This is a genomic window from Sphingomonas xinjiangensis, from assembly GCF_014199255.1.
Taxonomy (GTDB): domain Bacteria; phylum Pseudomonadota; class Alphaproteobacteria; order Sphingomonadales; family Sphingomonadaceae; genus Sphingomonas; species Sphingomonas xinjiangensis.
Window position 1 is genome coordinate 32668 of record NZ_JACIJF010000008.1, and the last position, 19458, is coordinate 52125.

Below are 19458 nucleotides of genomic sequence, written 5' to 3' on the forward strand. Positions count from 1 at the left end.
CATGACCAAGACCACCACCCTCCCGGCCAGGCCCAAGGCCGGCAAGCTGCCGGGCGTGTCGCCCAACGTGTTGTTGCTGCGCGAGGAACTGCGCAGCGGCATGGATGAAGTCGCCGCGCTGGCGCTGGGTGGGCGAACGGTTGCGGTATGTGCGGGGCGCGACGCGCTGTGGGTGATCGTGCGGCGCGGAGGGCGTGGCGGCATAGCATTGCGGGCCGCACATGCCCCGGGCGGGTGCGGCGAGGTGCGCACGCGTCGCGCCGAGGGCGACGAGACACTGCGGCTGGAATTCGACACGGTGATCGGGCGCCAGACGATTGCCATCCGCCTGCACGAGGATGCGTTGCCGGTTCTGCGCGTGACGACCTGGCTGCGCCCGTGCGCGCCGCTGCTGGTGCCGTTCCTGCCGCGCGACCTGTACCCGTTGGACGCGAATGACGATCCGGCCGGCGCAGTCGGACAAGTGGAAGCGGCGCAGCGCGGCATGAACGCAGGCGTGAGCTATTTCCGAATGACCGACCCCGCGTTCGGCAGCACGCTGTACTTCCAGAATTTCACAACGCTGAACCCGTATTTCGAAGCGACCGGGACCAAGCCGGACGGTGCCGTCGGGGGGGAATGGCCCGAGATCGGCTATTTGCCGCCAACCGCCCCGCAAAAAGGCAAGCCGCCGCTCGACCCGCTACCTGAGGGCGCGGATATGGCGGTGCTCGACAGCTACCTGGCGTTTCACGACGAGGCGGACGCCGACGAAGCGGTGATGGCGCACCGGTATCTGATGCTGCTGGGCGCGATTTACCGGCGGCTGGAGCTGCCGCCGACCCAGTTCCGCGACTGGGTGGGCCGCGCCGAGCGCTCGCTGCACGACCTCGACCAGGCGCCCCAGGCGACGATCCGCCACTACGGCTTCCGCTACATCCACCCCTATACCGCGACCGAATATCCGGATTCGATGGTGCAGATGTCGGTGCTCGCCTCGATCCGCGATTATGAGGCGTGGAAGAAGGAAGACGTGCCCCTGCTGGGCGAGCTGAAGGCGGGCCTGCGCAAATTCTATGATTCCAAGCTCAAGACGATGCGGCGCTATTTGCCCAATGTGGGGCCGGACAAGGACAAGGACGCGGTCGACAGCTGGTATCTCTACCACCCGCTGATGAATCTGGGGCGGCTGGCGATCGACGGCGACAAGCGGGCGCGCAAGCTGTTCATCGACTCGGTCGACTTCGGGATCGAGGCGGCGCACCATTTCGACTATCGCTGGCCGATCCAGTACAATGTCACGGACTTCTCGATCATCACCGCGGCGCGAGATGACGCCGGGTTGGGTCAGACCGATGTCGGCGGCATCTATGCCTATGTCATGCTGCAGGCGTTCGAGCTGACCGACGACAAGCGTTTCCTGGATGAAGCGCGGGCGGCGATCGATGCCGCGCGCGGGATGCGGTTCGAGTTGAACTATCAGGCCAACCTGACCGCCTGGGGCGCGTCGGCGTGTATGCGGCTGTGGCGGATCACCAACGACGAAGCCTATCTCGACCAGAGCTATGTCTATCTGGCGAGCTTTTTCCACAACGCCTCGATCTGGGAGTCCGAGATCGACCACGCCAAGCATTACCGCAACTTCCTGGGCGTAACCGCGCTTCACGACGCGCCCTACATGGCGATGTACGAGTGCTTCGACAGCTTTGCGGCGTTCGAGCGCTATCTCAAGGACAGCGGTCCCGACCTTGAGCCGGCGGTGCGGCTCCTGCTGGGTGAATATTGCCGCTACGCGCTCGACCGCGCCTGGTTCTATTATCCCGACGCCCTGCCCGAAGACGCCGTGGCGAGCGAGAATGTCCGCAACAGTTATGTGGACCGGAACCTCTCCTTCCCGGTCGAAGATTTGTATGTCGACGGGCAGCAGGCGGGTCAGGTCGGGCAGGAGATCTATGGCGCCGGCGCGGCGTTCGTGTTCGCCAGCCGCACCTTCCACCCGGTGCGCGATGCGCCCTTTGCGATGTTCTGCGACCATTTCCTGCTGGCGAGCGATCGCCCCGGCGAGCGGGCGTTGAACTTCCAGCTGGGCGGCGCGGAAGGATGCACCGCCCGGCTGTGCCTGATCCGCAGCGGCAAGGCCAAGCTGCCCGAATTCACCGTTACCACCATGGCGGGCGACCGGGTGCGCGGGCACGCAGTCGAGGACCGCATCGAATTTCACGTTCCGGCGAATGGGCGGGTCAGCATAGCGTGGTGACCGGAACCTAAGCGCCGGCCGATCCTTGTTCGGGGCGTATCCCGCCTGCACGGAGCCGCTTTCATGACTGATTCCGCCACCGACGCACATACCGCGCAGCCCAGCCTTGCCGGGCGCCGCGCCCTGATCACCGGGGGCACCACTGGCATCGGCCGTGCGATTGCGGTGCTGCTCGCGTCCGAAGGCGCCAAGGTGTTCGTGTGCGGGCGCACGCCCGAGCATCTCGACGACGCATTGGCGCGCATCCGCGAAGTGGGCGAAGGCGACGGCGTCGCCGTCGACCTGGCCACGCAGGATGGCGTCGACCGGTTCATCGCCGCTGGCGAAGCCTTTCTGGGCGGCGTCGATATCGCCATTATCAACGCGGGGCTTGCCGCGGATGGGCTGGACGAGACCGATACGCCCGACATCCGCTACACCGTCGACACCAACCTGACGTCGCACATGACCGTGGCCAAGGCGGCGGTGGACCGGATGGGCGCGGGCAGCGACATCGTGTTTATCGGATCGATGTCGTCAGTGTCGCGCGGCGGCAGCTCCACGGTCTATGTCGCGACCAAGACCGGCGTAGAGGCGTTCGCCGAGGCGCTGCGCAAGGAACTGGCCGAGAAGGACATCAAGGTCGGCAATATCGAGCCGGGGCTGACCGGATCGGACATGCAGCTGCCCGACACCCCGGTCGAAAAGCAGCGCGAGATGATTGCGCATGGCGACATGCTGCGCGCCGAGGACATCGCCGCGGCGGCGCACTTCATGCTCACTCAGCCGCGGCGTACGGTGGTGTCGCTGATGCGGGTCGAGCCGCGGCTGCAAACGCGATGACGTTCGACGTCGACCGGCTGGTGTTCGGCCCCGACGACGTGGATCTGAGCCGGTCGCCGCTCGCTGGGCATCTGGACGCCGAAACCTATGTGCTCGGCGCGTTCAATCCGGGGCTGACGCGGCTACCGAACGGGAACCTGGCGATGTTCGTGCGCGTCGCGGAGGCGCTGCGCAAGCCGGTGTTCGACGGACATGTTCATGCGATCCGCTGGAACGATGGGCGCTATTTGCTCGACGCTTGGCCGCTCGATCTGGTCGACACGTCCGACCCGCGCAAGTTCCTGATCCACGGCGGCCGCTGGCGGGTGATGGCGCTCACGTCGCTGTCCTGGATCCTGCCGGTCGAACTGTCGCCGGACGGGCTGGACGTCGTGGCGGCCCATTACGACAAGGCAATCGCGCCCCAGGCTGGCTTCCAATGCTATGGCGTCGAGGATGCCCGCGTCTCGAAGGTCGACGGGCGCTGGCTGATGACCACCTGCTCCGTGAGCCCGGAGCGGCATTGCACGACGCTCTACAGCTCGGACGACGGGCTGAATTATCAGCTCGAGGACATCGTGCTCGATCACCAGAACAAGGACATGCTGATCTTCGAAGGCAAGGTCGGTGGTCAGTTCTGGGCGCAGACGCGGCCGCTCGGCGACCTGTACTTCGCCTATCCGCCTGGCAGCGAATGGCGCGCGGGTCCGTCGATCAACCTGGCCACTTCGCCCGACGCGCTGCACTGGAAGCCGCATCGCGAGCCCGGCATCCGGCCGCATGCGGCAACGGTGGCAACCGCGCGGATGGGCGGGGGCACGCCGCCGATCCTAACCGAGGATGGCTGGCTGACCCTGTGGCACGGGGTGGAGCCCAAGGAGATCGTCGGCGTCTATCGCACCTATTGGTCGATCCTGGACCGCGACGATCCCGCCCAGGTAGTGCGCACGCAGCACCCGCCACTGCTGGAGGCGAGCCCCGAGCTTACCCGCCCGCTAGAGGACAAGATGTACGTGCGCGACGTGGTGTTCACCACCGGTATAGCCGATGCGGGCGATCACTATGTAGTGGCGAGCGGGGAAGCCGACCTTGCTTGCCGCATCACGCATATCCCGAAGTCGGCATTCGCCGGCTAAAGCCGGAGGAAACCCGTTCATGCTCATTGTTACCGCCCTGCTGATCGCCGCTGCCCCAGCGCCCGCGCCGGTTCGCTCGACCCTCCGCAGATGTTACCTGCGGGTCGACGGCAAGGTACATGTGAACGGCCGCTGCCGGGTGTTTCCGCTGGGGGGCCATGGCTATACCCTCAACACCTGGGATGGCGGCAAACCACGGCGGTCGCACTTCGCGCAAGTCGACGAAAGCCGTGCAGGACGCGGTGAGGCAAGCTGGAACGCCGATCCGAGGGACAACCGCGCGGGCGATCCGTTGGGCCGCGTCCGCTGGCAGAATGGCTGCTGGGTCAATGCGCGCGTGAAGATCTGCGCCCGCTGAGGCGGGGCGATCCTATCTGCCGCCTGCCCCCAGCCGCGCCCGCGACCGGCCAAGACCCAACGAAAAGGGCGAGCCGTTTCCGGCCTGCCCTTTCCGACGAAAATCGCTCGACTTACTGGTCGGAACTGGAGTCGTTCGACGACGAGAAGCTGTCGGTGACGCCGTGGAGCAGGCCATCCGTGCTGGTGTCGAGGTTCAGCGCGTTGTCCGTCGAGTTCGCGTCGACATTGCCGTCTTCATCGGCCGAGTAGCTGTCGCTCGACGACGATGCGTCCAGGCCGACGGTGCTGGTCAAATCGCCCATGAAATCGCTGCTGTTGCCCGAACCTTCGCTCGAGGAAGCGTTGCTGTTGTCGCCGCCGAAGATATCGCTAAGAGGACCCATGATATTTCTCCTAATTCATCAGAGCTTTTACTTGATGTGCCCTGTGGAACACGGGAGTTAAAACCCCTGTCAGAGAAGATACGTTCCGCACCGCCCGATGATGACATACAAGAAGATACGGCACATTATTCGTTCCGGGTCGCAAACATTGGGAGTTTTACGTGCCTTTTGGCGAAGACGTGGATCAATTCACAGAAGGCGGTGAGATTTAAAGGCACCACGTTGATCATGATCGGCACCAAACAAGCCGCTCCGTCACGGGTGATGCGCGGTGAAGTGCGTAGCGCGCGCTTAACCCCCGCGTAAGGTGGATGCGCGAGGATAGGCCCGTATCGAAAGATCGGGAGAGCTCAGGTGTCGCTAAACTGGCTTCGCATGTTCCGCCGCAGAACCGCCGCTACCCTGCGTCAGAAGCAGGAAGTGTATCGTGCGATGGAGACCGTGCAATATGATCCCGTGCAGGCCGCGTTCGAAGCGCAATGCGGGTGAACCAAAGCGCTTTGCAGTGATGGAGCGGGTGAAGGGAATCGAACCCTCGTCGTAAGCTTGGGAAGCTTCTGCTCTACCATTGAGCTACACCCGCGAGCGCTGCGGCCAAGTGCCATGACGCGGGCCGCATCGTCAACGCAAATTCCGCCGAAACGCGGCTCGGGCGCACCGGCCCTTCGCTGACGCCGACTTCTGCTCCCCCCTTCTGCTCCGCCAAGAGCATCGAGTGCATTGCCGCGATGCCGCTCCTGACCTAAGCCCGCGCGACACAAGGAGTTTGCAGGCAAGTGGCGGACGGCATTACCAAGGCGCGGACGGGCATCAGCGGGTTCGACGATCTGACGCTGGGCGGCTTGCCGGCGGGGCGGCCCACACTGGTTTGCGGGTCGGCTGGGTGCGGTAAGACGTTGTTCGCGTCCACCTTCCTGGTCAACGGGGCCCGCGACGAGGCCGAGCCGGGTGTCTTCGTGACATTCGAGGAGCGGCCGACGGACATCGTCGACAATGTCGCCTCATTAGGCTTCGAGCTTGACGCGCTGGTGCAGCAGAAGAAGATCCACATCGAGCATATTGCGATCGATCCTGCCGAACTGGCCGAAGTCGGCGATTACGATTTGGAAGCGCTGTTCCTGCGGCTTGAACTGGCTGTGGATGAGATCGGCGCGAAGCGCATCGTGCTGGACACGATCGAGAGCCTGTTTTCCGCCTTTCAAAACCCGGCGATCCTCCGCGCCGAGATCCGCCGGCTGTTCGACTGGCTGAAGGAAAAGGGACTGACCGCAGTCATCACCGGCGAGCGCGGCGACGGATCGCTGACGCGGCAGGGGCTGGAGGAGTATGTCTCCGACTGCGTGATCCTGCTCGATCACCGCGTGCACAATCAGGTTTCGACGCGCCGCCTGCGGATCGTGAAATATCGCGGCACCGCCCATGGCACCAACGAATACCCCTTTTTGATCGGCGAGGACGGGTTCAGCGTGCTGCCGGTCAGCTCGATCGGGCTTGGCCATCAGGTGTTCGAGGAACGGATCGCCAGCGGGATCGACGATCTGGACGCGATGCTGTCGGGCGGCGGCTTTCATCGCGGCAGTTCGATCCTGCTGAGCGGCGTGGCCGGTTCGGGCAAAAGCACAATCGGCGCGTCCTTCGCGCATGCCGCATGCGGACGCGGCGAGCGTGCGCTGTACTTCTCATTCGAAGAGTCCGAGCAGCAGACAGTGCGTAACATGCGCTCGATCGGCATGGACCTTCAGCCGTGCATCGATGCTGGATTGTTGAACTGCGTGGCGTCGCGGCCAACCTTCTACAGCCTTGAAATGCACCTGGCGGTGATGCTGCGCGAAATCGAAAAGTTCCAGCCTTCGCTGGTCGTGCTCGATCCGATCTCGGCGTTTATGGATACCGGCGAGCAGCTTGAGGTGCAGGCCATGCTGCTGCGCATGATCGACTATCTAAAGGCGCATGGGATCACCGGTGTCTTCACGCACCTGGCCCATCTTCAAGGTGAAGCGAAGACCGACGCGGGCCTGTCGTCGTTGATGGATGCCTGGATCCTGCTGCTCAACCGCGAGGTGCATGGCGAGTTCAACCGCGAGCTTTATCTGCTGAAGGCGCGCGGCATCGCCCATTCGAATCAAGTGCGCGAATTCGTGATGAGCAGCGACGGTATCCGCCTGATCGAACCGTATTTGGGCGAAAGTGGCGCGCTCACCGGCTCCGCGCGGCGGTTCGAAGAGGCGCGCACGCGCCGCGCGGAAGTGGCGCGGGCAGCCGATATCACGCGGTTGCAGGAGAAGATCGCGCAGCGCCGCCGCCGCACCGAAGCGCAGATCGAGGCGCTAAATGCCGAACTCGAAGCGGATGAAATCGAGCTGAAAAGCATTGTCGTCCAAGAGAACGCTTATTTGGATCAGGCGCGGACGGATGCCTTGGAAATGGCCGCGAGCCGTGGAACACGCGGATCGTGAGCAAAGGACGAGACATGGAACAGGCAGGCAATCCGCTGAAGCTCACACTCTACATCGCTGGCCAGACACCCAAATCCGTGGCGGCGATCCGAAATTTGGAGCGGATCACCGCCGAGCACATGGCGGGTCAAGTCGAAATCGAAGTGGTCGACCTGCGCCAGCAGCCGCAGCTTGCCCGCGAGCACAACATCGTCGCGATCCCGACCCTGGTCCGCTCCCTCCCGGTCCCGGTCCAGAAGATCATCGGTGACCTGTCGGACGAACAGAAGGTGCTGGTGCACTTGAAGGTCGAAGGGTGATGGCAGCAGCCGAGCCAGCGCAGATGGAAGCGCGTGAGGCGGATCTGCGCCGGCGCCTGGCCGAAGCCGAAGAAACGCTACGCGCAATCCGCGAAGGCGAAGTCGACGCACTCGTGGTGCGCGGCGCGGAATCCGACGAGATCTTCGCGCTTGGGGGGCAGGACAGCTACCGCGCCTTCATGGAGGCGATGGACATCGGCGCGGCCGCGCTCGATGCAGAGGGCAGGCTGATCTACGCCAACAGTGCCCTCTGCAATCTGCTCGGCCTGAATGCGGCGGAGCTTCAGCGGCAAAGCATCTTCGACATGCTGGGTGAAACGGCCGCGCGCGCCGTCAGCGCGTTGATCGACGAGGCGGATGGCCACCGCCGAAGCCGGCAGATCGCCCTGCCCTGCGCGGGCGGTCACTGCCATGTCGAGGTAACCGCCGCACCACTCTCGCTCGGCTTCGGCCATGGCTGCGCACTGACCTTCACCGATGTCACCGAGCGGATCGAAGCCGCCGCGGCGCATGAGAGCGATCGCATAGGCCGCGCGATAATGGCTTCATCCAACGAAGCTGTGGTGGTCTGCAACCAAGACGGGCACATCACCCACGCCAATAACGGCGTGCGGCCTTTCCATGATGGAAGCACCATCGGCAAACCCTTTGACGTGGCCTTTCCGCTCGATTTCGCACTGAGTTCGGGGTTGATGGCGGGGAGCGACTTGATCGGCGTCGCGCTGGCCGGGACTGCGGTGCGTGGCGTCGACGCGACGCTGACCAAGGACGGCAGGACTCGCGACGTGCTGCTAAGCGCGGCGCCGCTGCGTCAGACGGGCGATACGATCTTTGGGTGCATCGTCACCATCGCCGACGTGACCGAACGCCGGGCCACCGAAAAGCGCCAGGCGCTGATGGTCGGTGAGTTGACGCACCGCGTGAAGAATACGCTGACCCTGGTCATGTCGATCGCCTATCGCACGGTTGCCGGCGCCAAGGATCTGGCCGACTTCCGCACAGCCTTTGGGCGTCGGCTAGAAGCGCTGGCCGCGACACACACGTTGCTCGCGGAGGGCACATGGGATGGGCTGACGCTCGACGAACTGATCAACGCGGAGCTGGCGCCCTATGTCACCGTGGGGAGCGAGCGCGTGCGGATCGAGGGTGTCGATGTGCGCGTCGTGCCGGATACCGCGGTCGCGCTGGGGCTGATCTTCCACGAACTGGTCACCAACGCCGTCAAATATGGCGCGCTGTCGACCGAAACCGGTCGTATCTCGATCCGCGCATCGCCAAAGGACGGGTTGATCGAGATCGTTTGGCAGGAGGATGGGGGTCCTCGCGTGGTGGTGCCGGAAAAGATGGGCTTCGGCCAGACGCTGATCGCGCGCGGGCTTGGTCAGCACGGACAACAAAGCACGCAGGTGGACTTCCGGCCCGAGGGGCTTGTCTGCCGCATGTATGTGACGGCGGAGACTGCCGCGTAGCGGGACACGCGCGCACCATGGCCGCTTGATACCTCAGGGCGGCTGAGGATCGCCGCGAGCTCGCCTTGCCCGACGCTTTGGCGAGACGCGGCAAGTTAATTCAGCGCCACCCTGATCGGCGGACCCGTTCGGGCTGCCGTGCGGGTGAAGCGTGAAGCGCTGGTTCTTGTACTGCAGCGTTCCGGCGGTTCCTCTATATCGCTTCTAACACGGACATCGCGTCATTCAGCACTTTGGATGATCTTCCACGTTAAGCCCCTTCGCTGTTGACCTGATCCGTCGGCCGGGTAGCGTCGCCGGGTCACCTGGGAGATTGAAGATGCGGGTTGCGGGGTTCGCCGTACTTGGGCTGTTGGCAGCGAGCGGTGCGGCGCGCGCCCAATCCAATCCGCAAGCGGAAGCGCAAGCGCTGGAATTGCTGAAGCGCGGCATCGCATTTCGCACCGTGGCGGGACCGGGGAACCAGACCTTCGACTACGCGACCTATCTGAAGAGCACACTCGTGGCCGGCGGTTTCGCGGCGGAGGATGTGCGGGTCGAGAAGCTGGGCGACACGGCGTACCTCGTCGCGCGTTATCGGGGCACGGCGAAGAACGGAGCCAAGCCGATCCTGGTATCGGGTCACATGGACGTGGTCGAGGCCAAGCCAGCCGATTGGGAACGCGACCCGTTCACGCCGGTAATTGAGAATGGCTATCTGTTCGGTCGCGGTGCGAGCGACATGAAATATGATCTGTCTACGTTCTTGTCGACGCTGAGTCAGCTCAAGCGCGAGGGGTATATGCCAGGCCGCGACATCGTGGTGCTGCTGTCGGGTGATGAAGAGACGGCGATGAAGACAACCGCCGCTCTTGCAAATCAATATCATGAAGCGGAGCTGCTGCTGAACCTGGACGGCGGTGGCGGGGAGCTGGACGAGAATGGAAAGCCAGTGATCTTCGGCGTGGAGGGCGCGGAAAAGACCTATGGCGATTACGAGCTGAGCGTCACCAACCCGGGCGGACATTCGAGCGCGCCGCGCACGCCCAATGCGATCTACCAGCTGGCGCACGCGCTGGAGCGGCTTGAGACCTACCAATTTCCCGGCCAGGTCAACGATGTGACCAAAGCGAGCTGGGAGGCGTCGGCGGCGCAGGCCAAGGACCCGAAGATCGCAGGGGCGATGCGCCGTTTCGCGGCCAATCCCAACGATCTGGAGGCACGCGCGGTGCTGCGCGCGGACCCTGGCCTCATTGGGCAGACGGGCACCACGTGCGTCGCGACGATGGTGACTGCCGGCCACGCGTCCAACGCGCTGCCCCAGCGCGCCGCGGCGACGGTGAATTGCCGTATCTTCCCCGGCACGTCGGTTGAGCAGGTCCAGGCGACCCTTACCCAGATCGTAGCGGACCCGGAGGTAAAGGTGCGCTATGTCGACACCGGTACCGTGGCGAGCGACGCATCGCCGGTGCGGGCCGACCTGATGCAGCTGGTCCGGCGCGCGGTGCATGCCCGCTTCAAGGGGGTGCCGGTGGTGCCGGTGATGGCGGCGGGCGCCAGCGACAGCATGTGGTTCCGCGCGAAGGGCGTGCCCAGCTATGGCATCAGCCCAATCTTCATGAAGTCGTCCGACAGCTTTTCGCACGGGCTGAACGAGCGCACGCCGCTGAGCGAGATCGCGCCGTCGATCGTGTACTATAAGACGGTGGTTACCGGGTTGGCGAAGTAGGTGTGCGCCTGCGCTGGGAGAAGCGCCCTCACCCAAGCCTCTCCGCAAGCGGGAGAGGGCTAGAAGGCGAAGGCGGGTTTAGATGCCTCCGGCGACCGGCGCCCTGCCCTGTTCTGCCAGCGCGGCGGTGAGCGCATCGGCGCAAGCGTCGAGCAGCGCTTGATCGGTGGCGCGGACGACGAAGTTGGCGCCGACCCGGCCTTCGCGGAAAAACGGATAGCTGCCGATCGACACGCCTTCATACGCCTTTTCCGTTTCGCGCAGCAGATCGGCGATCTCGCTTTCCGCGACCCAGGCTCCGACGGTGCGCGAAAGCACCGGCAAGCCGCCTTCGAGCGTGCCGGTCAGCGCGTCGAGCATCCCCGCGGCGATGTGCGGCACGCCGGCCAGGATGAAGATGTTGCCGTACCGGATGCCAGGGGCACCCGACATGCGGTTGGGGATCAGGTCCGCGCCTTCGGGTACGCGGGCCATGCGGAGCCGCGCTTCGGTCAAGCCGCCGCGCGACGCATAATAGGCGTCCAGCGCCTCCCGAGCTTCGGGATGCACGACGACCGGCACTTGGAGCGCCGCCGCAATCGCATCGACGGTGATGTCGTCATGGGTCGGACCAATGCCGCCCGTGGTGAACAGATAGTCATTGCGAATTCTAAGCGCGTTCACCGCCTCGACGATCGCGCTTTGCACATCCGGCACGATGCGAACTTCCGCCAGGCGGATGCCCTGCACGTTCAGCCAGCTTGCCAACTGAGTCACGTTCTTGTCCACGGTGCGGCCGGAAAGAATCTCGTCCCCGATCACCACCAGGGCGGCAGTCCAGATGCGCTCGCTCATGCCGTAATCGTACGATCTCGCAAAGGCGGGTGCAAACGCCTATATGGCCGCGCATGACCGAATATGTGACCGTTACCGCCGACACGCCGCACGCCCGTTCGAATGCCATAAAGCTGCATGGTCCCGAGGGCTTCGCCGGTATGCGCAAGGCGGGCCGGCTGGCGGCGGAAATCCTAGATGCGCTGGTGCCCCACGTCGTGCCGGGCGTGTCGACTCAGGCGCTGGACGACATCGTTCGGTCGATGACGCTGGACGCCGGCGCGGTGCCGGCGACGCTGGGTTATCGCGGCTATACCCATTCGAGCTGTATCTCGATCAATCACGTGGTTTGCCACGGTATCCCGTCGGAAGACCGCAAGCTGAAGGATGGCGACATCCTGAACGTCGATGTGACGCCGCTGCTCGACGGCTGGCATGGCGATAGCAGCCGCATGTACCTGGCCGGTGATGTGCCGATCAAGGCGCGCCGGCTGGTCGACATCACCTATGAGTGCCTGATGCTCGGCCTGGAGCAGGCGAAGCCCGGCAATCATCTGGGCGATATCAGCCACGCCATCCAGCGGCATGCAGAAAAGCACCGCTATGGCGTCGTACGCGATTTCTGCGGCCACGGGATCGGCCAGGTGTTCCACGACGCCCCCGAAGTGGTCCATGTCGGCCGCCCTGGCACCGGGCCCGAACTGAAGCCGGGAATGATTTTCACTGTCGAGCCGATGATCAACATCGGCCGTGCCGACGTGAAAGTGTTGGACGACGGCTGGACAGCGGTGACCCGCGACCGTTCGCTGTCGGCGCAGTTCGAACATTCGATCGGCATCACCGAGGATGGCTGCGAGATTTTCACGCAGAGCCCGGCTGGATTTGATCGCCCTCCCTACTGATCCCGGCTCGCTCCAGCACAAGCCGCGCGTTCTCAGCAGCTTCGCCCTCCTCAGCCTCGCTGCGGCGTTCGCCAATGATGCAGAAGCTCGGCGACGTCCTGAGCGCTAAAGTCGCCGATCGCGCTGGTGATGCGGAACCGCGCGCGCTCAGCTGAATTCATAGCCATCAAGCCATGCGCCATGATGATCAAGGGGCCGCTCGCCACGACGTCACCCTCTTCCGCGTACCGACTGGTCGGATCACCACTTGCGCAGCACCGCCGTAATACCCGCCGGTGCACTCGTAGGCAAAAAGCTTTTCACGAACGGTTCCATTCCGATGTGCGCAAACGTGAAGCTATGAAGCTTGTTCCGGATGCTCAACGAAGTTCCACACTGCCCTTCTAACGAGCATCTTTCCGCGCCATGCCTATTTAGCGGGCACTTGTCTCGTCAGCGGCGGTATGCAACCCAAGGCAATGGTGAGATCCCCGTTTGGCACGGTTGTTGCGACACGCGCGCTGGGTGTAGTGCCTCGGATCCTGGGGGTTTGACGTGAAAAAGATCGAAGCCATCATCAAGCCGTTCAAGCTAGATGAAGTGAAGGAGGCGCTGCACGAAGTCGGCGTGAGCGGCATCACGGTGACTGAAGCCAAAGGGTTTGGCCGGCAAAAGGGCCACACCGAGCTGTATCGCGGAGCGGAATATGTCGTCGACTTTCTTCCCAAGGTGAAGCTTGAGGTCGTGGTGGAGGACTCGCTGGCCGAGCGCGTGGTCGAGGCGGTGGCCAACGCCGCGCAGACCGGGAGGATCGGCGATGGCAAGATCTTCGTCATTCCCGTGGAAACGGCACTGCGTATCCGCACGGGGGAGCGCAACGAAAACGCGATTTGACGCGCGCTCCCGCAGGGGCGATTGCCGCGCCTGCACAAGCAACAATATTGCCCGATTCGATGGGCGCACGAAACAGAGCGAAAGGGCTTACCATGGCGAATTCGGCCAGCGATATCCTCAAGATGATCAAGGACCAGGAGATCGAGTGGGTCGACCTGCGCTTCACCGATCCCAAGGGCAAGTGGCAGCACCTGACCATGGTGGCCGGCCTGATCGGCGAGGATGAACTTACCGACGGCCTGATGTTCGACGGATCGTCGATCGAGGGTTGGAAGGCGATCAACGAGTCCGACATGGTGCTGAAGCCCGACCTGGACGCGGTGTGGACCGATCCGTTCTCCGCCACCCCGATGCTGATCCTGGTGTGCGACGTGGTCGAGCCTTCGACCGGCGAGCTGTACACCCGCGATCCGCGTTCGACCGCCAAACGTTCGGAAGCCTATCTCCAGTCGCTGGGCATCGGCGACACCGTCTATGTCGGCCCCGAGGCCGAATTCTTCATGTTCGACGATGTGCGCTTCGAGAACAGCTATTCGACCAGCTATTACGCGATCGACGACATCGAGCTGCCGGGCAATTCGGGCCGCGAGTATGAAGCCGGCAACATGGGGCATCGCCCGCGCGCCAAGGGAGGCTATTTCCCCGTCGCGCCGGTGGACAGCGCCGTCGACATCCGCGGCGAAATGGTTTCGACCATGATCGAAATGGGCCTGCCCTGCGACAAGCACCACCACGAGGTTGCCGCCGCGCAGCACGAGCTTGGCCTGACCTATGGCACGCTAGTCCAGACCGCCGACCGCATGCAGATCTACAAGTATGTCGTGCACCAGGTCGCGCATGCCTATGGCAAGACCGCAACCTTCATGCCCAAGCCGATCAAGGAAGATAACGGCTCGGGCATGCACACCCACTTTTCGATCTGGGACAAGGGCAATCCGCTGTTCGCCGGCAACGGCTATGCGGGCCTTTCCGACATGTGCCTGTATTTCATCGGCGGCGTGATCAAGCATGCCAAAGCGCTGAACGCCTTCACCAACCCGTCGACCAACAGCTACAAGCGGCTGGTCCCGGGTTATGAAGCGCCGGTGCTGCTGGCCTATTCATCGCGCAACCGTTCGGCATCGTGCCGCATCCCCTATGGCGCGGGCAGCAAGGCCAAGCGCGTCGAGTTCCGTTTCCCCGACGCGCTCGCCAATCCGTATCTCGCTTATGCCGCCCTGCTGATGGCCGGCCTGGACGGCATCCAGAACAAGATCCATCCAGGCGACCCGATGGACAAGAACCTGTACGACCTGCCCCCGGCCGAACTGGAGCAGGTACCGACGGTTTGCGGTTCGCTGCGTGAAGCGCTGGACAGCCTGGAAGCCGATATGGACTTCCTGCTGAAGGGCGACGTGTTCACCCGCGACCAGATCGCGGCCTATGTCGATATCAAGCGCGCCGAAGTCGCCCGTTGGGAAATGACGCCGAGCCCGGTCGAATACGACATGTACTATAGCGCGTAAGCGCGACGCCCGGTTACGGGTTCAGGAAGCGCTCCGGTTTCGGCCGGGGCGCTTCTTGTCTTTTGCGGCAATGGCAGTGCTGGCCCTATTCGCCGCCCGATTGCTTGGCGAAACCGAAGACCTGGCTCAGGCCCAGCACCCATTGAATGCCAGTGCAGCAGCTATACCTACACCGCTTCATTGCCACGGAGCCTTCCGAATGTCCTCTGCCGATGCGCTGTTTCGCCCTTTTCGTATCAAGTCGCTCGAACTCAAGAACCGTATCGTCATGGCGCCGATGACGCGGGCCATGGCCCCGGCCGGCATCCCAGGCGATGCGCACGCCGCTTATTATCGTCGCCGCGCCGAGGCAGACGTCGGCCTGATCCTGTCGGAAGGCACGGTGATCGACCGTCCGGCGTCGCGCAACATGGCGGGCATTCCGTTCTTCCACGGCGAGTCCGCACTTGGCGGATGGAAGCAAGTGATCGATGATGTCCATGCCGCCGGCGGCAAGATGGGCCCGCAGATCTGGCACACCGGATCGACCAAGGGCATGGACGGGTTCCAGCCCGATGCCCCGGTCGAAAGCCCGTCGGGCCTGCTCGCGCCGGGTACGCCGCGTGGCGAGGCGATGAGCGAGGAAGCGATCGCCGACACCGTGGCCGCCTTTGCCCGCGCGGCCGCCGACGCCAAACGGCTGGGCTTCGACACGGTCGAAATCCACGGCGCCCACGGCTATCTGATCGACCAGTTCTTCTGGCTGGGCACCAATGAGCGCAGCGACCGCTATGGCGGCGCCAGCATTCGCGAGCGGTCGCGCTTCGCCGGCGAAGTCGTGTCCGCAATTCGCGAAGCGGTCGGCCCCGACTATCCCATCATCTTGCGCGTCAGCCAGTGGAAGCAGCAGGATTATGCCGCCAAGCTCGCCGAGACGCCCGAGCTGCTGGCCGACTGGCTGCAGCCGCTGGTGGATGCCGGCGTGGACGTGCTGCACTGTTCGCAGCGCCGTTTCTGGGAGCCCGAGTTCCCCGAGCTGGACGGCGAGAAGGGGCTGAACTTCGCCGGCTGGGCCAAGAAGCTGACCGGCGCGGCAACGATCAGCGTCGGCTCGGTTGGACTTTCGGGTGAGTTCCTGGCCGCGTTTGGCGGTGAAAGCTCGACCACGGTCGGCATCGAACGCCTGGTTGAGCGCATGGAACGCGACGAGTTCGATCTGATCGCGGTCGGCCGTGCGCTGATCAGCGATCCGCAATGGGTCACCAAGGTGAAGGCGAACGACCGTGAGAGCCTGAAGGGCTTCGACGCGGCCGCACTGGGTGAACTCGTTTAAGCCTTTACGGCATCAGCAAGGTGGAGCCCGTCGTGTTGCCCGCTTCGAGTGCACGATGGGCTTGCACCGCATCCTCCAACGCGAAGCGCTGGCCGATCTGGGGGCGCACCGCACCCGAGGCGAGCAGGCCGAACAGGCGGGCGGCACCGGCAGCGCGCTCCTGTGGCGTCGTGTAATAGTCATAAAGCTTGAGCCGCGTCGCGAACAGCGACCCATGGTCGTTGAGCGAGGCGAGATTCACCCCCTCGACCGGGCCGCTGGCGTTGCCATAGCTCAGCACGAGGCCGCGCCGGGCGCACGCCTTGAGCGAGGTTTCCCATGTGGCCGCGCCAACGCCGTCGAACACGGCCGGGACACCCTCGCCGCCGGTGATCTCTCGCACCCGCGCTGCGACATCGTCGGTGCGCGACATCAGGACATGATCGGCACCTGCGGCGTGCGCGACCGCAACCTTTTCGGGACGGCCGACGGTGCCGATCACAGTGACACCGACTGCCTTGAGCCATTGTACCAACAGCTGCCCGACACCGCCGGCGGCCGCGTGGACCAGCACCGTCCAGCCGGGCTGCACCTTTGCCGCGCGCTCGACCAGTGCCTCTACGGTGCACCCCTTGAGCAACGCCGCCGCCGCGACTTCGGAGCTGACATCGTCTGGCAGCTTGAACAGGCTGGACGCCGCGATGTTGCGGGCGGTGGCATAGGCGCCGATGGTGCTGAATGTCGCAACGCGGTCGCCGGCCGCAAACCCTTCGACGCCCTTGCCCACCGCTTCGATCACGCCGGCCGCCTCAAGGCCGAGGCCGCTGGGCAGCGCGACCTTGTAGAGGCCGGAACGGTGATAGGTGTCGATGAAATTGAGGCCAATCGCGGTGTTTCGCATCCGAACTTCGCCCGGACCGGGATCGGGCAAGTCCATCTCCGCCCAGCCGATGACCTCAGGACCGCCGGTCCGCTCGATCCTTGCCGCCCGTGCCATGCCGCGTCTCCGTCTGCCCTAAATCGGCCAGACCCATAGGATGAGCGGGGTGCCGATCACCAGCACCAACAGCGACAAGGGAGCACCGAGCCGTGCATAATCGCCGAACCTGTACCCGCCCGGCCCCATCACCAGCGTGTTGCACTGATGCCCGATGGGGGTGAGGAAGTCGCAGCCCGCCCCCACAGCCGTGGCCATCAGGAAGGCTTCGGGCCGGTAGCCGAGCCCGCCGGCGAAGGTAGCGGCGATGGGGGCCATCACCAGCACGGTGGCGGCATTGTTGAGAAACGGCGTCACCGCCATCGCCGCCGCCAGGATCAGCGCCACTGCGCCCCAAGGCGGGAGGGTGGCGGCAAATTGCGACAGCCCCTCGCCGATCAGGTCGGTAGCACCGGTGGTGCGCAGCGAATCGCTGACCGGGATCAGCGCGCCGAGCATGATCAGGATCGGCCATTCGACATGATCATAGGCTTCGCGCACCGGCAGCGCACCGAACAGGACGGTGAGCGCCGCCGCGGCGAAGAACGCCACGGCAACGGGGACATAGCCGGTTGCCGTCGCCAGCATCGCCACGCCCAGGATGGCGAGCGGCAACAGCCCCTTGCGCGCGCTGCCGAGACGCAGCGTGCGCTCGGCAAGCGGCAGGCAGCCGAGATCGCGCAGCCGCTCCATCAGCAGTTCAAGCGGACCTTGCAGCACGATCACATCGCCGGGGCATAGTTCGATTTCGCCCAACCGCTTGGCCAATCGCTTGCCGCGCCGGGACACCGCGATCAGGTTCACCCCGAAGCGTTCGTGCAGCCCGAGGCGGCCCGCCGTGTAGCCGACGAGCGCGGAGTCCGTGCCGATCACAGCTTCGATCACGCCGATATCGTCGCCCGATCCCTCGGACGCTTCGCGGTGCTGACCTTCCAGCTCCAGCCCGTCGGCGGCGATCACCCGCTCCAGACTTTCGGGAGGGCCGGCGAGGATCAGCAGATCCTCCGCCTGCAGCGTGGCATCGGGGAACGGCGCGGAGCGAAGCCCTGCGCGCATGATGCTGCGGATGGTGACTTCATGGTCGTGGCGTTCGCGAAATTGCGACACCGTCTCCTCCACCGCTGGCGAGCCGGCGGGGATCTCGGCCTCGGTCACATAATCCTTGATGTCGATGGCCTCGCCAAGCGTGACTGCGCCGCGACGGTCACGCGGCATCAGGCGATAGGCGAACCGCAGAAAGATAAGGCCGACCACGGTCAGCGTAAGGCCCACGGGGGCATAGTCGAACATGCCGAAGGGCTGGCCGGTCATCTCTTCGCGCACGCGGCTGACGATGATGTTGGGCGAAGTGCCGATCAGGGTGATGAGGCCGCCGAGCAGCGACGCGAACGACATCGGCATCAGGAACACGGCGGGCGTGGCCTTGGAACGCTTGGCCATCTGAAACGCGACCGGCATCATCATCGCCAGCGCGCCGATATTCTTGACCAGCGCCGAGGCGAAACCAACGCTGGCGGTCAGCAGCAGCAATTGCGAGCGGACGCGCTTCACGCGCTTTTGGAGAAGCAGCATCGCGCTTTCGATCACACCAGAGCGCTGCACCGCACCCGAGAGCACCAGCGCGGAGCCGACGATGATGACGATGTCGTCGGAGAAGCCGGTGAACGCGTCCTTGGGCTTGACGATGCCGACCGCCAACGCGGCGAGCAGCGCCATCACCGCCACGAGATCGTAGCGGAACTTCCCCCAGACGAAGAGCAGCATCATGCCGGCCAGCACACAGGCCGAAAGTATTTGAGGGGTAGTCATTCGGCCTCGAAGGTTCAGTTAACCACCTGAACTCGCCGAAGGTTTACAAGGTCCGCCTCGCAACACGCAACATCAAGATTTAGTTCGTCGAAAGCCGATCAGTGCACGGTGCCGATGGCGCGCGGGATCGACATAAGCACTACCAGCCGCTCAATCTGGCGCCAGCGGCAGAAATGGATGTGGTTGCCCACGTCGCGGCTGCGGTCGGCGCGGGCCGCAGCTTCGGAACCGGCATGCTCGCCAAAGGCGCGGATCAGTTCGTTCGCGTCGGCGACTTCGCGCGCATCACCAAGATAGGGAAGATATTCCATGATCACTCCGACCCACGCGGTTTCAAGAACCGTGCACGCTTCCTTTGCCACACAGGTCTGAAACTTCCGCAGCCAGTCACGGTGAACCGCCGCTAACCATTGTTCGCGGGAGTGGCGTCGGCGCAGCACG

The 19458-nt window shown here is 64.3% G+C and carries 18 protein-coding genes and 1 tRNA gene; 12 read left to right on the plus strand and 7 right to left on the minus strand.

What is annotated here, in order from left to right; translation table 11 throughout:
* Position 1: 1 nt before the first annotated feature.
* The 4 genes from FHT02_RS13370 to FHT02_RS13385 all read left to right on the plus strand — a co-directional run bounded on the left by FHT02_RS13370 (position 2) and on the right by FHT02_RS13385 (position 4531).
* The gene (locus FHT02_RS13370) at positions 2-2236 is read left to right on the plus strand and encodes a hypothetical protein (RefSeq protein ID WP_184088371.1); all 2235 of its coding nucleotides are present in this window, start codon (positions 2-4) and stop codon (positions 2234-2236) included.
* Positions 2237-2299: 63 nt separating this feature from the next.
* Positions 2300-3058, plus strand: a complete 759-nt coding sequence (locus tag FHT02_RS13375) for an SDR family oxidoreductase (protein ID WP_184088373.1) — start codon at positions 2300-2302, stop codon at positions 3056-3058.
* Complete coding sequence (locus FHT02_RS13380; RefSeq protein ID WP_184088375.1) at positions 3055-4173, plus strand: glycoside hydrolase family 130 protein; 1119 nt, start codon at positions 3055-3057, stop codon at positions 4171-4173. Before FHT02_RS13375 ends, FHT02_RS13380 begins: the two co-directional genes overlap by 4 nt.
* 19 nt (positions 4174-4192) lie before the next feature.
* Positions 4193-4531 carry a hypothetical protein gene (locus tag FHT02_RS13385; protein ID WP_184088377.1) on the plus strand — a complete coding sequence of 113 codons (339 nt, stop codon included), beginning with the start codon at positions 4193-4195 and terminating at the stop codon, positions 4529-4531.
* Between the two features lie 112 nt (positions 4532-4643).
* On the opposite strand, the gene FHT02_RS13390 is transcribed toward FHT02_RS13385, so the two are convergent.
* Both FHT02_RS13390 and FHT02_RS13395 read right to left on the minus strand, forming a co-directional pair.
* On the minus strand, positions 4644-4916 hold the full coding sequence (locus tag FHT02_RS13390) for a hypothetical protein (protein WP_184088378.1): 273 nt from the start codon (positions 4914-4916) through the stop codon (positions 4644-4646).
* A gap of 509 nt (positions 4917-5425) precedes the next feature.
* Positions 5426-5499 (minus strand) — tRNA-Gly (locus FHT02_RS13395).
* 193 nt (positions 5500-5692) lie between these two features.
* Here FHT02_RS13395 and kaiC point away from each other — a divergent pair.
* The 4 genes from kaiC to FHT02_RS13415 all read left to right on the plus strand — a co-directional run bounded on the left by kaiC (position 5693) and on the right by FHT02_RS13415 (position 10848).
* Entirely contained in the window at positions 5693-7372 is a 1680-nt protein-coding gene (kaiC, locus tag FHT02_RS13400) for a circadian clock protein KaiC (RefSeq protein WP_184088379.1), read from the plus strand.
* Positions 7369-7671 carry a circadian clock KaiB family protein gene (locus tag FHT02_RS13405; protein WP_221239481.1) on the plus strand — a complete coding sequence of 101 codons (303 nt, stop codon included), beginning with the start codon at positions 7369-7371 and terminating at the stop codon, positions 7669-7671. The genes kaiC and FHT02_RS13405 overlap by 4 nt, the downstream gene beginning before the upstream one ends.
* The gene (locus FHT02_RS13410; RefSeq protein ID WP_184088381.1) at positions 7671-9140 is read left to right on the plus strand and encodes a sensor histidine kinase; all 1470 of its coding nucleotides are present in this window, start codon (positions 7671-7673) and stop codon (positions 9138-9140) included. Before FHT02_RS13405 ends, FHT02_RS13410 begins: the two co-directional genes overlap by 1 nt.
* 319 nt (positions 9141-9459) lie before the next feature.
* Complete coding sequence (locus tag FHT02_RS13415) at positions 9460-10848, plus strand: M20/M25/M40 family metallo-hydrolase (protein WP_184088382.1); 1389 nt, start codon at positions 9460-9462, stop codon at positions 10846-10848.
* A gap of 78 nt (positions 10849-10926) precedes the next feature.
* Here FHT02_RS13415 and FHT02_RS13420 read toward each other — a convergent pair whose 3' ends face one another.
* Positions 10927-11682, minus strand: a complete 756-nt coding sequence (locus FHT02_RS13420) for a competence/damage-inducible protein A (RefSeq protein WP_184088383.1) — start codon at positions 11680-11682, stop codon at positions 10927-10929.
* A gap of 53 nt (positions 11683-11735) precedes the next feature.
* On the opposite strand from FHT02_RS13420, the gene map reads away from it, so the two are divergent.
* On the plus strand, positions 11736-12563 hold the full coding sequence (gene map / locus FHT02_RS13425) for a type I methionyl aminopeptidase (RefSeq protein WP_184088384.1): 828 nt from the start codon (positions 11736-11738) through the stop codon (positions 12561-12563).
* A 50-nt stretch (positions 12564-12613) separates the two neighbouring features.
* Here map and FHT02_RS13430 read toward each other — a convergent pair whose 3' ends face one another.
* Positions 12614-12754: a hypothetical protein gene (locus FHT02_RS13430; protein ID WP_184088386.1), complete on the minus strand. Its 141-nt coding sequence runs from the start codon at positions 12752-12754 to the stop codon at positions 12614-12616.
* Between the two features lie 343 nt (positions 12755-13097).
* Here FHT02_RS13430 and FHT02_RS13435 point away from each other — a divergent pair, with 343 nt between their 5' ends.
* The 3 genes from FHT02_RS13435 to FHT02_RS13445 all read left to right on the plus strand — a co-directional run bounded on the left by FHT02_RS13435 (position 13098) and on the right by FHT02_RS13445 (position 16253).
* Positions 13098-13436, plus strand: a complete 339-nt coding sequence (locus FHT02_RS13435; RefSeq protein WP_184088388.1) for a P-II family nitrogen regulator — start codon at positions 13098-13100, stop codon at positions 13434-13436.
* A 92-nt stretch (positions 13437-13528) separates the two neighbouring features.
* Positions 13529-14941 carry a type I glutamate--ammonia ligase gene (glnA, locus tag FHT02_RS13440; protein ID WP_184088390.1) on the plus strand — a complete coding sequence of 471 codons (1413 nt, stop codon included), beginning with the start codon at positions 13529-13531 and terminating at the stop codon, positions 14939-14941.
* A gap of 199 nt (positions 14942-15140) precedes the next feature.
* Positions 15141-16253 carry an NADH:flavin oxidoreductase gene (locus tag FHT02_RS13445; RefSeq protein ID WP_184088392.1) on the plus strand — a complete coding sequence of 371 codons (1113 nt, stop codon included), beginning with the start codon at positions 15141-15143 and terminating at the stop codon, positions 16251-16253.
* A 4-nt stretch (positions 16254-16257) separates the two neighbouring features.
* On the opposite strand, the gene FHT02_RS13450 is transcribed toward FHT02_RS13445, so the two are convergent.
* The 3 genes from FHT02_RS13450 to FHT02_RS13460 form a co-directional block, all read right to left on the minus strand.
* Positions 16258-17229 (minus strand): quinone oxidoreductase family protein, encoded by a 972-nt coding sequence (locus FHT02_RS13450; RefSeq protein WP_184088394.1) that lies wholly within the window; start codon positions 17227-17229, stop codon positions 16258-16260.
* Positions 17230-17247: 18 nt separating this feature from the next.
* Positions 17248-19017, minus strand: coding sequence for an SLC13 family permease (locus FHT02_RS13455; protein WP_184088396.1), 1770 nt, complete (start codon positions 19015-19017; stop codon positions 17248-17250).
* A gap of 98 nt (positions 19018-19115) precedes the next feature.
* Complete coding sequence (locus tag FHT02_RS13460; RefSeq protein ID WP_184088398.1) at positions 19116-19328, minus strand: hypothetical protein; 213 nt, start codon at positions 19326-19328, stop codon at positions 19116-19118.
* Positions 19329-19458 lie beyond the last annotated feature (130 nt).